The 14,620-nt window shown below is 69.5% G+C and carries 15 protein-coding genes; 4 read left to right on the forward strand and 11 right to left on the reverse strand.

The window, feature by feature from the left end; translation table 11 throughout:
- The first annotated feature begins 115 nt into the window (after nt 1-115).
- The gene (locus tag VOI19_RS02945; protein ID WP_323791478.1) at nt 116-781 is read left to right on the forward strand and encodes a class I SAM-dependent methyltransferase; all 666 of its coding nucleotides are present in this window, start codon (nt 116-118) and stop codon (nt 779-781) included.
- 20 nt (nt 782-801) lie between these two features.
- On the opposite strand, the gene VOI19_RS02950 is transcribed toward VOI19_RS02945, so the two are convergent.
- Genes VOI19_RS02950 through VOI19_RS02960 form a run of 3 tightly spaced genes read right to left on the reverse strand, consistent with a single transcriptional unit; the run spans nt 802 to nt 3,921 of the window.
- Nucleotides 802-1,890 (reverse strand): prenyltransferase, encoded by a 1,089-nt coding sequence (locus VOI19_RS02950; RefSeq protein WP_323791464.1) that lies wholly within the window; start codon nt 1,888-1,890, stop codon nt 802-804.
- Complete coding sequence (locus tag VOI19_RS02955) at nt 1,883-2,665, reverse strand: class I SAM-dependent methyltransferase (protein WP_323791465.1); 783 nt, start codon at nt 2,663-2,665, stop codon at nt 1,883-1,885. The genes VOI19_RS02950 and VOI19_RS02955 overlap by 8 nt, the downstream gene beginning before the upstream one ends.
- Nucleotides 2,665-3,921, reverse strand: a complete 1,257-nt coding sequence (locus VOI19_RS02960; protein ID WP_323791466.1) for a glycosyltransferase family 4 protein — start codon at nt 3,919-3,921, stop codon at nt 2,665-2,667. Before VOI19_RS02960 ends, VOI19_RS02955 begins: the two co-directional genes overlap by 1 nt.
- Nucleotides 3,922-4,100: 179 nt before the next feature.
- On the opposite strand from VOI19_RS02960, the gene VOI19_RS02965 reads away from it, so the two are divergent.
- Entirely contained in the window at nt 4,101-4,718 is a 618-nt protein-coding gene (locus VOI19_RS02965) for a TetR family transcriptional regulator (RefSeq protein ID WP_323791467.1), read from the forward strand.
- On the opposite strand, the gene VOI19_RS02970 is transcribed toward VOI19_RS02965, so the two are convergent.
- From VOI19_RS02970 to VOI19_RS02990, 5 genes are read right to left on the reverse strand one after another with little or no spacing between them, the layout of a single operon-like run.
- Nucleotides 4,707-5,204, reverse strand: a complete 498-nt coding sequence (locus tag VOI19_RS02970; RefSeq protein WP_323791468.1) for a TIGR03618 family F420-dependent PPOX class oxidoreductase — start codon at nt 5,202-5,204, stop codon at nt 4,707-4,709. The two genes, VOI19_RS02965 and VOI19_RS02970, sit on opposite strands and share 12 nt — an antisense overlap.
- Nucleotides 5,205-5,225: 21 nt before the next feature.
- Nucleotides 5,226-5,984, reverse strand: coding sequence for a glucose 1-dehydrogenase (locus tag VOI19_RS02975; protein WP_323791469.1), 759 nt, complete (start codon nt 5,982-5,984; stop codon nt 5,226-5,228).
- Complete coding sequence (locus tag VOI19_RS02980) at nt 5,984-6,913, reverse strand: 3-oxoacyl-ACP reductase (RefSeq protein WP_323791470.1); 930 nt, start codon at nt 6,911-6,913, stop codon at nt 5,984-5,986. The genes VOI19_RS02975 and VOI19_RS02980 overlap by 1 nt, the downstream gene beginning before the upstream one ends.
- A 10-nt stretch (nt 6,914-6,923) precedes the next feature.
- Nucleotides 6,924-7,115, reverse strand: coding sequence for a ferredoxin (locus VOI19_RS02985; RefSeq protein ID WP_323791471.1), 192 nt, complete (start codon nt 7,113-7,115; stop codon nt 6,924-6,926).
- Between the two features lie 48 nt (nt 7,116-7,163).
- Nucleotides 7,164-8,168, reverse strand: coding sequence for an NAD(P)/FAD-dependent oxidoreductase (locus VOI19_RS02990; RefSeq protein WP_323791472.1), 1,005 nt, complete (start codon nt 8,166-8,168; stop codon nt 7,164-7,166).
- Nucleotides 8,169-8,306: 138 nt separating this feature from the next.
- On the opposite strand from VOI19_RS02990, the gene VOI19_RS02995 reads away from it, so the two are divergent.
- A complete protein-coding gene (locus tag VOI19_RS02995; protein ID WP_323791473.1) occupies nt 8,307-8,873 on the forward strand; it encodes a DUF1707 domain-containing protein in 567 nt (188 codons plus the stop codon).
- A 9-nt stretch (nt 8,874-8,882) separates the two neighbouring features.
- Here the strand turns inward: VOI19_RS02995 and VOI19_RS03000 are convergent, their stop codons facing one another.
- From VOI19_RS03000 to VOI19_RS03010, 3 genes are all read right to left on the reverse strand, one after another.
- Nucleotides 8,883-10,160: an MFS transporter gene (locus tag VOI19_RS03000; protein WP_323791474.1), complete on the reverse strand. Its 1,278-nt coding sequence runs from the start codon at nt 10,158-10,160 to the stop codon at nt 8,883-8,885.
- Between the two features lie 32 nt (nt 10,161-10,192).
- Nucleotides 10,193-12,331 (reverse strand): excinuclease ABC subunit UvrB, encoded by a 2,139-nt coding sequence (gene uvrB, locus VOI19_RS03005; RefSeq protein ID WP_323791475.1) that lies wholly within the window; start codon nt 12,329-12,331, stop codon nt 10,193-10,195.
- 68 nt (nt 12,332-12,399) lie between these two features.
- Complete coding sequence (locus VOI19_RS03010) at nt 12,400-13,626, reverse strand: phospholipase D-like domain-containing protein (RefSeq protein WP_323791476.1); 1,227 nt, start codon at nt 13,624-13,626, stop codon at nt 12,400-12,402.
- 133 nt (nt 13,627-13,759) lie between these two features.
- On the opposite strand from VOI19_RS03010, the gene VOI19_RS03015 reads away from it, so the two are divergent.
- On the forward strand, nt 13,760-14,620 hold an 861-nt coding region (locus tag VOI19_RS03015; protein ID WP_323791477.1), incomplete at its 3' end, for an MFS transporter.

The raw sequence follows: 14,620 nt of genomic DNA on the forward strand, positions 1-14,620 counted from the left end.
ACTTGCGCAGGCTCGACGCCAGCTCGACGTGCTCATCGGTGATGCCGATCGACATAGAACCCATCCTCAAAACTAGAACGTGTTCCAATCCTACTAGGCTGAGGCCGTGTCCGACATGCCTGCCGACCTACCCACCGATCTACTGGCCCACGCGAGCGCCGCGAAGGGCTTCATGCCCGACGACGAGGGCGCACTCCTCTACCGCTCAGCAGCCGGGCGTGCGCCGCACGGTCCGCTGCTCGAGGTGGGCACCTACTGCGGGAAGTCGGCGATCCTCCTGGGCGCGGCGGTGCGTGAGCACGGCGGCGCCACTGGGGTCGCCTTCACCGTCGACCACCACCGCGGCTCGGAGGAGAACCAGGCCGGGTGGGAGCACCACGACGCCAGTCTGGTCGACCCCGAGTCGGGCCTCATGGACACGCTCCCGGTCTACCGTCGCACGATCGCGGCAGCAGGTCTCGAGGACCACGTGGTGGCCGTGATCGGTCGCAGCACCACCGTCAGCGCCCACTGGCGCACGCCGCTCAGCCTCGTCTTCATCGACGGCGGGCACGCCGAGGAGCACGCCCAGAACGACTACTCGGGCTGGGCGCCCTGGGTGATGGACGGCGGCTTCCTCGTCATCCACGACGTCTTCGAGCGCCCCGAGGACGGCGGCCAAGCGCCGTACCACGTGTTCCAGCGCGCGCTGGCGAGCGGCGCGTTCGCCGAGGTCGAGACCGTCGGGTCGATGCGGGTCCTGCGCCGCGTCGACGGCGACGCAGGGACCCCCGTCGGTTAGCCCGTCGGTTAGCCCGTCGGCTAGCCGCCGATCACCACCGACTCGCAGCCGCACTCGAGCGCGATCTCCTCGAAGTGCGGCGCGAGCGACGTGCCGCGCATGATGCCGGAGCCCGGCGAGGAGTGCCCGTAGGTCTCCCCCAGCGCATCGACGGCCAGGATCACCGCAGCAGCGGTGTAGGTCGTGTGCTCGACGGGCCAGTAGACGTCCTTGATCTCGCCCTCGTAGACCCAGCCGGTCCAGTAGGCGCCGTCCTCGCGGTCACGCATCAGCTGCATGTCGGCGAGCAGGTCGAGCGCCCGCTTGTGGTCGCCGACGGCGTCCAGAGCCATGGCGAGCTCGCAGGTCTCGGCCCCGGTGACCCACGGGTTGGTGTCGACGCAGTGGATGCCCATCCCAGGCACCACGAAGTCGTTCCAGCGCGGGGCGAGGTGCTCGAGGGCTGCCTCGCCGCGGATGGCGCCACCCAGGATCGGGTAGTACCAGTCCATCGAGTAGGTCGACTTGTCCTCGAAGAGGTCGCGGTGGTGTCGGATGGCGTGCCCGAGACGGCCACCCGCGAGCTCCCACTCCGGCTGCGGGTCGTCGAGGAGCTCGGCGAGGGCCACCCCGGCGCGCAGCGACTGGTAGATGCTCGACGAGCCCGCCAGCAACGCGAAGTCCTTGGTCGGGGTCCAGTTGATGCCACCGAACGGCAGCTGCTGCGAGACCACCCAATCGAGCCCGTCGCGCACCGAGGGCCAGTGCTTGACCACGTAAGCGATCTCGTGACGCACCAGCCAGTGGTGCCAGATGCCGACGGCGAAGTAGGCGCTCATGTTGACCTCGCCGCGCTCGTCGTCGACCTCGCCCGCCACGATCTTCATCGGCCACGAGCCGTCAGGGCGCTGCATCGTGGGCACCCAGTCGTAGGCACGCTCGGCGGCCTCGACCTGACCACCGACGAGCAGGGCCATCGCGGCCTCGACGTGGTTCCAGATGTCGACGTGCTCGCCGACCGTCCAGGGGATCGCCCCACAGGGCTCCTGCATGGAGGCGATGGACTGCGCGGTGAGCGCCACCTGCGCCTCGGTGAGGACGTCGCGGACGTAGGGCAGCGGCTCAGTCATCTGCGACCTCTCCCGCACCCGACACCGCACCGGGCAGGGGCTTGCGGAAGTAGAGCACCATCGACTTGCCGATCATCGGGTCGAGGACCTTGCCGGCCAGACGCAGCGCGAGCGGCTGCTTCATGATCTCCCAGACCAGGAGCTTGTGGTAGGCCTTGGCCAGCGGGTGGTTGTCGTTCTCGACGCCGACGGCGCACTTGATCCACCAGTACGGCGCGTGCAGCCCGTGGGCGTAGTCCTTGCCCTCGAAGAGCATGGCGTCGCCGGGCGTGCCGTCGTTGAACCGGCCGGCCTTGGTCACCTTGTCGACCAGCTCGTGGTCGGTGTAGATGCGGATGTGGCCACCCTCGGCGTTGTGGTAGTCGTCGCTGAGCTTCCAGTTGACGACCTCGGGGAGCCAGCGCGGCACGGAGATCGCGAGGGTCCCGCCGGGGCGCAGCACGCGCACCAGCTCCTTGATCGCGTCGACGTCGGCGTGGATGTGCTCGAGCACCTCGGCGGCGACGATCCGGTCGAACTCGCCGTCGGCGAACGGCAGGGACAGGGCGTCGCCCTGCTTGACGTCGGCCTCGGCACCCGCGGGCACCTCGTCGGCGTCCCTCATGGCGCGGAAGAGGTCCAGCACGCCGGACAGCTCGTCGGCGTCCATGTCGAAGGCCACGACGTCGGCGCCGCGGCGGTACATCTCGAAGGCGTGGCGGCCGGCGCCGCAGCCCATGTCCAGGACACGGTCGCCGGTGCGGAGGCCGAGTCGGTCGAAGTCGACGGTGAGCATCAGATGGAGTCCTTAAGGTTCTGGTCGTTCTGGAAGTCGGCGATCACGGCCTCGTAGGAGGCGGCCACGGTCTTGGCGACGGCGCGCCAGCTGAACATCTCCTGCACACGCTCACGGCCTGCGGCACCCATCGCGGCGCGACGCTCGGGGTCGTCGAGCATCCGCTCGAGGGCCTGCTTGAGCTCACCCACGTCACCGGCGGTGACCAGGTCGGCGCAGAGCCCGTCGGCGCCGACGACCTCAGGGATCGCCCCGGCCCGCGAGACGACCAGCGGGGTGGCGCACGCCATCATCTCGGCAGTGGGCAGCGAGAAGCCTTCGTAGAGCGAGGGCACGCAGGCCACCTCGGCCGAACCCATCAGCCCGACGAGCTCCTCGTCGGTGATGCCACTGACGAATCGGACGTGGGCGCCGATGCCGAGACGCTCGATGACCTTCTCGGTGCGGCCACCGGGCTGGGGCTTGCTCACCAGCACGAGCTCGGCGTCACGCTCGGTGCGCAGCTTGGCGAAGGCCTCGAGGAGGGTGACGATCCCCTTCATCGGCGCATCAGCACTGGCCATCGCCATGATCCGACCGGGCACGCGCGGCGTCGTCGGCGGCACGAACATGTCGTCGACGCCCAGCAGGATCACCTGCATCTTCGCGGGGTCCACGCCGAAGTCCTTGGCGATGTCCTTCTTCGAGGTCTCCGACGGCGTCAGGATCCAGCGGGCCTGGCGCGCCACGCGCGCCTGCATGCGCAGAAAGCCGTACCAACGACGCAGCGTGAGCTTGCGCCACGGGTTGCGCGTCTGCGCAAGGTCGATGCGGCGGTCGAAGCTGATCGGGTGGTGCAGCGTGGTGATGAGCGGCAGCCCGTAGCCCTCGATGTCGAGCATGCCCGAGCCGAGCACCTGGTTGTCGTGGGCGATGTCGAAGTCGCCGGCCCGCTCGGAGAGGATCTTCGAGATCCGGCTGCTGAAGGTCTTCGGCTCGGGGAACCCGGCCAGACACATCGTCAAGAACTCCTCGACGTCGATCCGGTCGCGGAACTCGCGCAGCTTGGGCACCCGGAACGGGTCGGGCTCGCGGTAGAGGTCCAGGCTCGGGACCTTGGTGAGCTCGACGCCCTCGTCGAGCACCGGGTAGGGCTGGCCCGAGAAGACCTCGACGCTGTGACCCAGGGCCACCAGCTCGCGGCTCAGGTGGCGCAGGTAGATCCCCTGACCGCCACAGTGGGGTTTGCTGCGGTAGGACAGCATGGCGATGCGCATACGGCACGACCTCTTTCATCGGACTTCAAGATGACTGCGACTCCGTGTGCGAGACGCGCCGGGCCGGACAGAACTAGAACGTGTTCCTATGATGGACCACAAGTTGATAGCCTAGCGGCGAATTCCTGGGAGTAAGACAAGGTCTTGCTTCCTCACCCTCAGGAGAGGTCCCCGTCCCCATGAGCACCACCAACTCGCTGGCCGTCGAGGACCTCGGCTCCACCGCTCAGCGCGAGCGCCGCAAGCGGATCCTCGACGCGACCTTCGAGCTCGCTTCCGACGGCGGGTTCGACGCCGTCCAGATGCGTGCCGTCGCCGACAAGGCCGAGGTTGCGCTCGGCACGCTCTACCGCTACTTCCCCTCCAAGATCCACCTGCTGGTCTCCGCGCTCGCACGCGAGTTCGACCGCAACGAGGTCTTGATCAGGCAGATGGGCGACATCCCCGGCGAGACCGCGGCCGAGCGGGTCAGCTACATCCTCAAGCGGACGACCCGCGGGCTCCAGGGCGACCCCAAGCTCACCGAGGCCCTCACCCGGGCCTTCATGTTCGCCGACTCCTCGGTCGCTGCCGAGATCCACTCCGTGGGCATGTCGCTCACCACGATGCTCACCCACGCGATGCACTCGGGCCAGCCCAGCGAGCACGCCGAGCCGACCCCGGAGGACGTCGCGGTGGCGCGCGTCATCGGCGACGTGTGGCTCTCCGCGCTGATGGCCTGGGTCACCGGCCGCTCGACCGCGGCCGAGACCGGCGCGCACCTCGAGACCGCGGTCGGGATGATCCTACGAGACTGAGGCGGCGGTCGTGCCGCCCAGATCCATCGGCGGCAGACCGAGCTTGCGGTGGTCCCACGAGCGCGTGCGCTCGGCGTCGAGTCGTACGACGACCCGGTTGCGGGCCATCAGCTCGACGAACGGCTTGAGCTCCTCGGTGTAGGGCGCGTTGTAGCGCTCGAAGATCCGCACGCACACGTCCCAGACGACGTCCTCGTCCTCGATGACCACGCCCGAGCCCTCCAGGGCCACGCCGCGCAGCTGGTCGTAGGTGTGTCCCGACTCGGCGAGAAAACTCATGCGCGGGTCACGCCGCAGGTTGACGACCTTCTGCGACTTGGCCTTCGTCTCGATCCACACGTGACCGTCGTGCCAGGCGTACCACATGGCGACCAGGTTCACCTGACCCTTGGGGCCCAGGGTCGCGACGGTCGAGGACCGCTGCTCGGTGAGGAAGGCGTCGACCTCGTCGTCCGCCATGACGATCTTGCCGCGTTCGTTGGCCATGGTCGAAGCCTCCCAGACCTCTCAGCCACCGAAGCCGTGGGTGGCGGTGACGCCGCCGTCGATCGCGATCTCGGCGCCGTTGATGTAGGACGCCTCGTCACTGCCGAGGAACACGTAGAGCGGGGCGACGTCCTCGGGGTGCCCGACGCGTCGCAGCGGCACCTTGGAGGCGCCGTACTCCATCGCCACGTCGCCGCCGTGCACGCGCGTCATCGGGGTGTCGATCATGCCCGGGTGCACCGAGTTGACCCGGATGTTGAACCGGCCGAGCTCGTGGGAGGCACCCTTGGTCATGCCTCGTACGGCGAACTTGGTGCCGCAGTAGGCGACGAGGTTCGACATGCCACCGAGCCCCTCGGTGGAGGAGGCGTTGATGATCGCGCCGCCACCGAGCTGCTTCATGTCGGCCACGACGGCCTTCATGCCCAGGAACGGGCCGAGCTGGTTGACCCGGAAGAGCAGCTCGTACTCGGCGGCCGGCATGTCCAGCACGGTGCCGAACCGCAGGATGCCGGCGTTGTTGGCCAGGATCCCGATCAGCCCGAAGCGGTCGTGGGTGTCGGTGACCAGCGCGGTCCACGACCCCTCGTCGCTGACGTCGTGGTGGAAGAAGTGAGCGTTGCTGCCGAGCTCGTCGGCCAGCGCCTGCCCCTCCTCCTTGGCGACGTCGGCGATGACGACCTTCGCACCCTCGGCCACGTAGGCGCGGCTGATGCCGGCGCCCTGACCCATCGCGCCGCCGGTCACGACGGCGACCTTCCCTGCAAGCCTGCCGGTCATCAGTTGGTCCTCGTCTTGTCTGCCACGGTCAGCTTCATGATGGAGTCGGCGGCGAAGCCGACGGAGGGGTCCCGGTCGGCGAAGAAGCCGCCGAGCTGGGAGTCGAGGTCGTCGGCGGTCCATGCCGCGCCCTCAGCGTCGAAGCGCTGCTCGACCACGGGAGCGGCGACCAGGGCGACCATGCCGCCGTAGACGACGAAGACCTGGCCGTTGATGGCCTCGGCCGCCGGTGAGGCGAGGTAGGCCACCAGGGGGGCGACGTGCTCGGGCGAGTATGGGTCGACCTGCAGACCCGACTCGTCCTCACCGAAGACCTGGGCGGTCATCGCGGTGCGTGCCCGCGGGCAGATCGTGTTGGCGCGGACGCCGATCTTGCCGAGGCCCCGCGCCGTCGACAGCGTGAGCGCGGTGATGCCGGCCTTGGCCGCGGCGTAGTTGGCCTGGCCGGGCGAACCACCGAGGAACGCCTCGGAGGCGGTGTTGACCACGCGCGCGTAGACGGGGGCCTCGAGCTCCTTGGACCGCGAGCGCCAGTAGGACGCCGCGTTGCGCGAGAGCAGGAAGTGGCCGCGCAGGTGCACGTGGATGACGGCGTCCCATTCCTCGTCGCTCATGTTGAAGAGCATGCGGTCGCGCGTCATCCCGGCGTTGTTGACCACGATCTCCAGCGACCCGAAGCCCTCGACCGCGGCAGCCATCATGGCGTCGGCGGTGGATCGCTCCCCCACGTCGCCCTCGACGATCGCGACCTCGGCGCCGAGGCCCTTGATCTCGTCGGCGGCCTCGTCGGCCGCTCCCGGAAGGTCGTTGAGCACGATCCGGGCGCCGGCCTTCGCAAGCGCCACCGCCTCCGCCCGACCGAGGCCCGCGCCGGCTCCGGTGACGATGGCGACCTTGCCGTCGAGCCTGGTGTCTCCCTGCTGGCCCATCTGCACCGTGTCAGTCCTCCAGCTTGATGGCCGCGCGCGGGCAGGCCGCGACGGCACGCTTGACGTCGTTGATCGTCTCCGGCGTCGTCTCCTCGGCCTTGACGACGAGGAAGTCGTCGTCGTCGAGCTCGAAGACCTCCGGGGCCATCGCCTCACACAGGGCGTTGGACTCGCAGAGGTCGAAGTCCACCTTGATCTTCATGGCTGCACCTTTCGTTGAACGTCACGGGACGGCTGGCTGAGGGAGGTCTCAGGGACCTTCGGAGGAGTGACCGGGAAACACCTTGGCGCTCGGGTCGATGGCGACGGTGGCGTTGTTGACGGCGGTGGCGGCCTCGCCGAAGCCGACGGCGATCAGGCGCACCTTGCCGTCGTACTCGGTGATGTCGCCTGCGGCGAAGACGCGCGGGAGGTTGGTGCGCATGGCGGGGTCGACGAGGACGTGCCGCTTCGACACCTCGATCCCCCACTCCTGGAGCGGGCCGAGGTCGGCGATGAACCCGAGGGCCGCGACCACCGCCTGGCACGGCAGGGTGGTCGTCTCACCCCCCGCCTCGACGTCGACGGACTCGACCGTGGCGGTGCCGTTGATCGCGGTGACCTCGGCGCTGGTGATCATGCGCACCGACGATTCCCGCACCTGCTGCACCGTGTGCTCGTGGGCACGGAAGGCCTCGCGTCGGTGGACCAGCGTCACGGAGGCGGCGACCGGTTCGAGGTGAACGGCCCAGTCGAAGGCGCTGTCTCCCCCGCCGACGATCACGACGTCCTTGCCGGCGTACGGCGCAAAGCTGGGCACGAAGAACTCCAGCCCGCGACCCAGCCAGTCGGCCTGGGCCGGGAGCGGACGCGGGCTGAACCGGCCGATGCCCGCGGTGATGAGCACGGCTCCGGCGCGCACGGCGGTGCCGTCGTCGAGGCCGACCACCACGCCGTCGTCGGTGCTCGTGAGGGTCGAGGCGGTGCGGTCCAGCAGGTACGTCGGGTCCGCGGTCGCGGCCTGGGCGACCAGGCCCTCGACCAGGTCGCGGCCCTTGACGCTCGGGAAGCCGGCCACGTCGAGGATCTGCTTCTCGGGATACATCGCGGTGATCTGTCCGCCGAGCTCGGGCAGTGAGTCGACCACCGCGACCCGGTGACCGCGGAAGCCCGCGTAGTAAGCAGCGAAGAGGCCGGTCGGGCCCGCTCCGACGATCAGGAGGTCGGCCTCGACCGTCGACAGGGGGTCCTGGGAGTCCGCGGCGGGAGTCGTCACGTCCGCGATCCTTCCCCCTCCTGGCTCGAGCAGCAATGGCTCTAGAACTATAACCTGTTCTAGTTCTGCCGAACGCTAGCCTCCTCGGTGCGACATGGCAAGATCGTCAGACCCCCCACGAGCAGAACCGGAGGACACGTGGCGAGCGACGACAGGGCGCGCGCGGGCGCCGTCTGGGCCGCCTTCGCGCACGACCCCCGCGATCACGCCCACGCGACGCTCCGTGCCTCGGACGCCGACCGCGACCTGGTCGCCGGCGTCCTCGCCTCGGCGTACGCCGACGGCCGGCTCGACCGTGAGGAGCACGATCAGCGCTCCGAGGCGGCAGCGGCTGCTCGCACCCTCGGCGAGCTGCCTCCCCTGGTCGCCGACCTCGTGCCCGACACCGTGCCGGCTCGGGCCCTCGACCCGATCGCCGTCGCGAGCGGGGCCGAGCTCGACGCCCGGGCGATCGAGCTGTGGCAGGACCGACGACGCAACGCCTTCTTCGGCTTCGTCGCGCCCACCCTGATCTGCTGGGCGATCTACCTCGCCACCAACGGCCCGACCCTCGGCGGCTTCCTGTGGCCCCTGATCGTGATGGCCGCGACCGGGGTGCACCTGCTGCGCACCCTCACCAGCGGTCCGGAGATCCGTCGCGAGGAGCGGCGCCGTCTCGAGAAGCAGCAGGCCAAGGCGCTGCGCAAGCGCACCTGGCGCCCCTAGTTCTTGCTGCTAGCGTCCCGACTCGAGCGCGACCCGGTCGATGACCGCACGGGCACGCCGCCGCCAGCGGACGATCTGCCACACGCCCAGCCCCCACAGCACGTACTGCGTGCTGAACGCCCACTGGAACGCGCTCGGCGTGTAGTCGGTGGACGCGCCCGGCGTGCGCCAGTCGAGGACCAGACCGATCCACAGCACCAGCACCAGGCTGGCCGCGAAGCCGGCCTGGTTGATGATCCCGGTGGCGCTGGCCTGCCGCTCGGCCGGGTTCGACGTGCGCGCGAGGTCGAAGCCGATCATCGAGGCGGGGCCGCCGAACCCGATCACCTGCGTCAGCACCACCAGCAGCCACAACGGGGCCGGTCCGGGCCACAGCAGGACGACGGTCCAGGCCACGACGATCGCGGCGACGATGCTGAGCACCATTGACGAGCGGTGCCACGGGTGGCGGGCGACCAGCAGTCCCAGCAGCGGGCCCGAATACATGAAGGCGACGACGATCAGGGTGAGGAGCACCCCGGCCTGGGTCGGGGAGAGGCCCTCGCCCTGCACGAAGTAGGGGTAGCCCCACAGCAGCGCCATCGCGGTGGCGTTGAACTGCGTGGTGAAGTGCATCCAGAAGCCCAGGCGCGTGCCCGGGTGCGACCAGGACGCCGCCAGGCTCGAGCGGACGCCCGGCCAGGAGAGCCGCGGGCCCGACATCCGGCGCCCCTCGGGCGCGTCGCGCACGACCAGCAGCACGCCGAGCGCCAGCACCAGCCCGAGAGCGGCCGAGGTGAGGTAGGCGGCCGTCCAGCCGACCTCGCGCAGGGCGAACGTCATCGGCACCGCCGCGGCGACCGCACCGAGCTGGCCGATCGTGCCCGAGAACTGCGTGATCAGGGGCACCCGGCGTGCCGGGAACCACCGGCTGACCAGCCGCAGCACGCAGATCCAGGTCATCGCGTCGCCCATGCCCACGAAGGTGCGGGCCACCAGGGCGCCGGCGTAGCTCTCGGAGAGGGCGAAGCCCGTCTGCGCCGCGCTCAGGACCACCACCCCGCCCAGCATCACCGCGCGCGGTCCGTAGCGGTCGACCAGCAGACCGACCGGGATCTGCATGGCTGCGTAGACCAGCAGCTGGAGCATCGTGAAGACGGCCAGCTGCGAGGCCGTGATGCCGAAGCGGTCGGAGGCCTCGAGCCCCGCCACCGCCAGTGACGTGCGGTGGAAGATCGCCAGCAGGTAGGTCGCCACGGCGACGCCCCACACGGCGTAGGCGGCCGGTCCGCCCAGGCGCGAGGTCACGGAGGGAGGCTAGCCGCGGTCGGCGCTGCGCCTCACTTCGTCGCCTCCATCATCTGACGGAGCTCCTTCTTGAGGTCGTTGATCTCGTCGCGGAGCCGGGCGGCGAGCTCGAACTGCAGCTCGGCGGCGGCGGTGCGCATCTGCTCGGTCAGGTCCTGGATGAGCTCGGCCAACTCAGAGCTGGGCAGGCCGGCGAGGTCCTTGGCGTGGTGGCCGGACGCTTTGTCACCGAGCACCGGGACCGTCTGGCGCCCGCCGGCCTTCGGCTTCACGCCGCCGGCGCGGCCCTTGGCCGCCGTGCCTGCCCAGGTCTGCAGCAGGGCCTCGGTGTCCTCGGAGTCGCGCGCCAGCATCTCGGTGATGTCGGCGATCTTCTTGCGCAACGGCTGCGGGTCGACCCCGGCGGCCTTGTTGTAGGCCACCTGCTTCTCACGACGACGGTTGGTCTCGTCGATCGCGCGCTCCATCGAGGGCGTGATCTTGTCGGCATACATGTGCACCTGGCCCGAGACGTTGCGCGCCGCGCGACCGATCGTCTGGATCAGGGACTTGTCGGAGCGCAGGAAGCCCTCCTTGTCGGCGTCGAGGATCGAGACCAGCGACACCTCGGGGAGGTCGAGACCCTCGCGGAGCAGGTTGATGCCGACCAGGACGTCGTACTCCCCCATCCGCAGCTCGCGCAGCAGCTCGATGCGACGCAGCGTGTCGACCTCGGAGTGCAGGTAGCGCGTGCGGATGCCGGCGTCGAGGAGGTAGTCGGTGAGGTCCTCGGACATCTTCTTGGTCAGCGTCGTGACCAGCACCCGCTCGTTCTTCTCGGCCCGGGTGCGGATCTCGTGGATCAGGTCGTCGATCTGGCCCTTGGTCGGCTTGATCACGACCTCGGGGTCGATCAGGCCGGTCGGTCGGATGATCTGCTCGACGACGTCGCCCTCGACCTTGTCGAGCTCGTAGTTGCCCGGGGTCGCGGAGAGGTAGATCGTCTGACCGACGCGCTCGAGGAACTCCTCCCAGCGCAGCGGACGGTTGTCCATCGCGCTGGGCAGCCGGAACCCGTGGTCGACGAGGTTGCGCTTGCGCGACATGTCGCCCTCGTACATGCCGCCGATCTGCGGGATCGCCACGTGCGACTCGTCGACGACGACGAGGTAGTCCTCGGGGAAGTAGTCGAGCAGGCAGTTGGGCGCCGAGCCGGGCTCGCGGCCGTCCATGTGCATCGAGTAGTTCTCGATGCCCGCGCAGGAGCCGACCTGGCGCATCATCTCGATGTCGTAGGTGGTGCGCATGCGCAGCCGCTGCGCCTCGAGCAGCTTGCCCTGCCGCTCCAGCTCGGCGAGCCGGGCCTCGAGCTCGGCCTCGATGCCGCGCACGGCACGCTCCATGCGCTCGGCCCCGGCCACGTAGTGGGTCGCGGGGAAGACGTAGAGCTCGTTGTCGTCGGTGATGACCTCGCCGGTGACCGGGTGCAGGGTCATCAGCCGCTCGATCTCGTCGCCGAAGAACTCGATGCGCACGGCGTGCTCCTCGTAGACCGGGAAGATCTCGAGGGTGTCGCCGCGGACCCGGAAGGTGCCGCGGGTGAAGCTCATGTCGTTGCGGGTGTACTGGATCTCGACGAGCTGACGCAGGATCGAGTCGCGGTCGCGCTCCTCGCCGACGCGCAGCCGCAACATGCGGTCGACGTACTCCTGAGGCGTGCCGAGGCCGTAGATGCACGAGACCGTGGAGACCACGATGACGTCGCGGCGGGTCAGCAGCGAGTTGGTGGCCGAGTGGCGCAGCCGCTCGACCTCCTCGTTGATCGAGGAGTCCTTCTCGATGTAGGTGTCGGTCTGCGGGACGTAGGCCTCGGGCTGGTAGTAGTCGTAGTAGGAGACGAAGTACTCGACGGCGTTGTCGGGGAAGAGCTGGCGCAGCTCGTTGGCGAACTGGGCGGCGAGCGTCTTGTTGGGCTGGAGCACCAGCATCGGACGCTGCACCTGCTCGGCCACCCACGCGACCGTGGCGGTCTTGCCGGTGCCGGTGGCACCGAGGAGGACGACGTCCTCGACGCCGCCGGAGACGCGCTTGGAGATCTCCTCGATCGCCGCCGGCTGGTCGCCCGCGGGCTGGTAGTCGGAGACCACCTTGAACGGGGCGACGCGGCGCTCGAGATCTGTGACTGGACGCATGGGACCAGCCTACGGTCGACCACCGACACCTTCGTGGGCCAGCCGTGCAGGCCGCCGTGCAGGACCGTTCAGAGGATGCGGCCGAGCGGACGCAGGAACGACTCGGTGAACTTGCGGTGCAGGTCTCGGGCCTCCCACTCGTAGCGGGTCAGCGGCGCGCAGTTGGTCTCGTCGGTGAGGAAGATCTTCTCCAGGGTCGCTGCCAGCCCGGGGTCGATCACCTCGAGGTTGATCTCGTAGTTGCCCTGGAGGCTGAGACGGTCGATGTTTGCGGTGCCGACCGTCGACCAGGTGCCGTCGACGGTCGCCGTCTTGGCGTGCACCATCGCGCCCTTGAAGCGCAGGATCTTCACCCCGGCGTCGAGCAGCTGGCTGAAGTAGCCGCGCGAGACCCAGTCGGCCACGATGTGGTTGGACTTCAGCGGCAGCAGCAGGCGTACGTCGACGCCGCGCCGAGCGGCATCCTTGAGCGCATCGACGAAGTCCTGGTCGGGCAGGAAGTAAGCCTGGGTCATCCACACGTTGCGGCTCGACCGGTTGATCGCCTCGAGGTACATCGCCCGGATGGGGAACATCCACAGGCGCGGCACGTTGCGCTGCACCCGGATCTTCGACTCCCACGTCGAGGCCGTCTCGAGGAGCAGCGGCCGCTCGCTGTGCCGCAGGCGACGGCGGCGGTGCAGGTTCCAGAAGTCGGCGAAGGCCCGCTTGAGGTCCCACACCCCGGGCCCGGTGATGCGCACGTGCGTGTCGCGCCACTCGGTCTCGTAGGCGTCACCGATGTTGTAGCCGCCGACGAAGCCGACGGTGTCGTCGACCACGAGGATCTTGCGGTGGTCACGGCCGTAGCCGCGGAGGTCGAAGAAGCGCCACCCCGCGGCGTACAGCGGGAACTTCAGCACCTTCATCGTCGCCGGGAAGCGCTTGAACACCGGCGAGACGACGAGGTTGGCGAAGCCGTCGTAGATGCAGTAGACCTCGACGCCACGCTCGGCAGCCTCGGCGAGGGCCCGCTTGAAGCGCTCGCCGGTGCGATCGCCCTTCCAGATGTAGGTCTCGAAGAGGACCTGGCGCTTGGCGCCCTCGATCGCCGCGATCATGTCGTCGTACAGGTCGCGCCCGTAGGTGTAGGTCGTGATCGTGCCCTCGCCCACCTCGACCGTCGTCGGCGCAGTGGTCGGGAAGGCCACCGGCTTCTTGCCGCGCTTGCGGTAGGAGTCGACCACCGACATCGTCACCGCGATCAGCACCTGGAGACCGAGCACCGTCAGCAGCACGCGTCGCAGCAGTCTCACGCTGCGCTCGACGTGCCTGGTCCTTCTCACACCCGGCAGCCTAGTGCGGTGCAACAGGTCCAGTCGGGAGGGTCACACTCCACCGGGCGAGATGTGACCCGGAAACCGCCACCGAAGGGCGTTCAATCGTCCGGTGAGCATCACCACCGAGCAGGCCGCCGCCGTCAGCACGACCCGACGGTGGTCCATGCTCGGCGCGAGCACGTCGGCCCAGGCCGCGAGCGCCGTGATGGCGCACGGCCCGGCGTTCCTCATCCCCACCCTGGTGTCGCAAGAAGGCCTGAGCCTGGTGCGCGCGGGGGTCATCGCTGCTGCGCCCACCCTCGGGGTGATGCTGTCCCTGGTCGTGTGGGGCCTGCTGACCGACCGCCGCGGCGAGCGACTGGTATTGCTCCTGGGCCTCGGCCTGACGACCGTGGCCGGTCTGGCCGCCGTCCTGTCGCCCAGCCTGACCTGGCTCACGGTGGCGCTGTTCCTCGGCGGCGCGTCGGCCGCCAGCACGAGCGCCGCCAGCGGTCGGGTGGTCGTCGGGTGGTTCTCCCCCCGGCGGCGCGGTCTGGCCATGGGGATCCGTCAGATGTCCCAGCCGGTCGGCGTGGGCGTGGCGGCGATCAGCATCGCCGTCGTGGCAGACGTCCACGGCGTGTACGCCGCGATGTGGGTGCCCACCATCGCCACGGCGCTGGCTGCTGTCCTCGTGGCTGCGCTGGTCATCGACCCGCCCCGACCCGCGCTCGTGGACGGACCGGCTCCCAACCCCTACCGCGGCGACCGCTTCCTCGCCCGCATCCACGCGGTGTCGGTGCTCCTGGTGGTGCCGCAGTTCGTCGTGTGGACCTTCGCCCTGGTCTGGCTCGTCCAGGACCGCGGCTGGTCGCCCGGGGCCGCCGGCACGCTCGTCGCGCTCGCCCAGGTCGGTGGCGCCGCGGGCCGCATCGCCGCAGGCCAGCTCTCCGACGTGGACGGCTCGCGCATGCGGCCGCTGCGGTGGGTC

Origin of the sequence: Nocardioides sp. (assembly GCF_034670285.1) — a bacterium.
GTDB lineage: Bacteria > Actinomycetota > Actinomycetes > Propionibacteriales > Nocardioidaceae > Nocardioides.

Coding starts and splice junctions, on each gene's coding strand:
- VOI19_RS02980 (WP_323791470.1), bottom strand. CDS start 6,913: ATGGGCCAGCAGGGAGACACCAGGCTCGACGGCAAGGTCGCCATCGTC.
- VOI19_RS02960 (WP_323791466.1), bottom strand. CDS start 3,921: ATGCGCATCGCCATGCTGTCCTACCGCAGCAAACCCCACTGTGGCGGT.
- VOI19_RS02950 (WP_323791464.1), bottom strand. CDS start 1,890: ATGACTGAGCCGCTGCCCTACGTCCGCGACGTCCTCACCGAGGCGCAG.
- VOI19_RS02945 (WP_323791478.1), top strand. CDS start 116: ATGCCTGCCGACCTACCCACCGATCTACTGGCCCACGCGAGCGCCGCG.
- VOI19_RS02970 (WP_323791468.1), bottom strand. CDS start 5,204: ATGGCCAACGAACGCGGCAAGATCGTCATGGCGGACGACGAGGTCGAC.
- VOI19_RS02955 (WP_323791465.1), bottom strand. CDS start 2,665: ATGCTCACCGTCGACTTCGACCGACTCGGCCTCCGCACCGGCGACCGT.
- VOI19_RS02985 (WP_323791471.1), bottom strand. CDS start 7,115: ATGAAGATCAAGGTGGACTTCGACCTCTGCGAGTCCAACGCCCTGTGT.
- uvrB (WP_323791475.1), bottom strand. CDS start 12,331: ATGCGTCCAGTCACAGATCTCGAGCGCCGCGTCGCCCCGTTCAAGGTG.
- VOI19_RS02975 (WP_323791469.1), bottom strand. CDS start 5,984: ATGACCGGCAGGCTTGCAGGGAAGGTCGCCGTCGTGACCGGCGGCGCG.
- VOI19_RS02965 (WP_323791467.1), top strand. CDS start 4,101: ATGAGCACCACCAACTCGCTGGCCGTCGAGGACCTCGGCTCCACCGCT.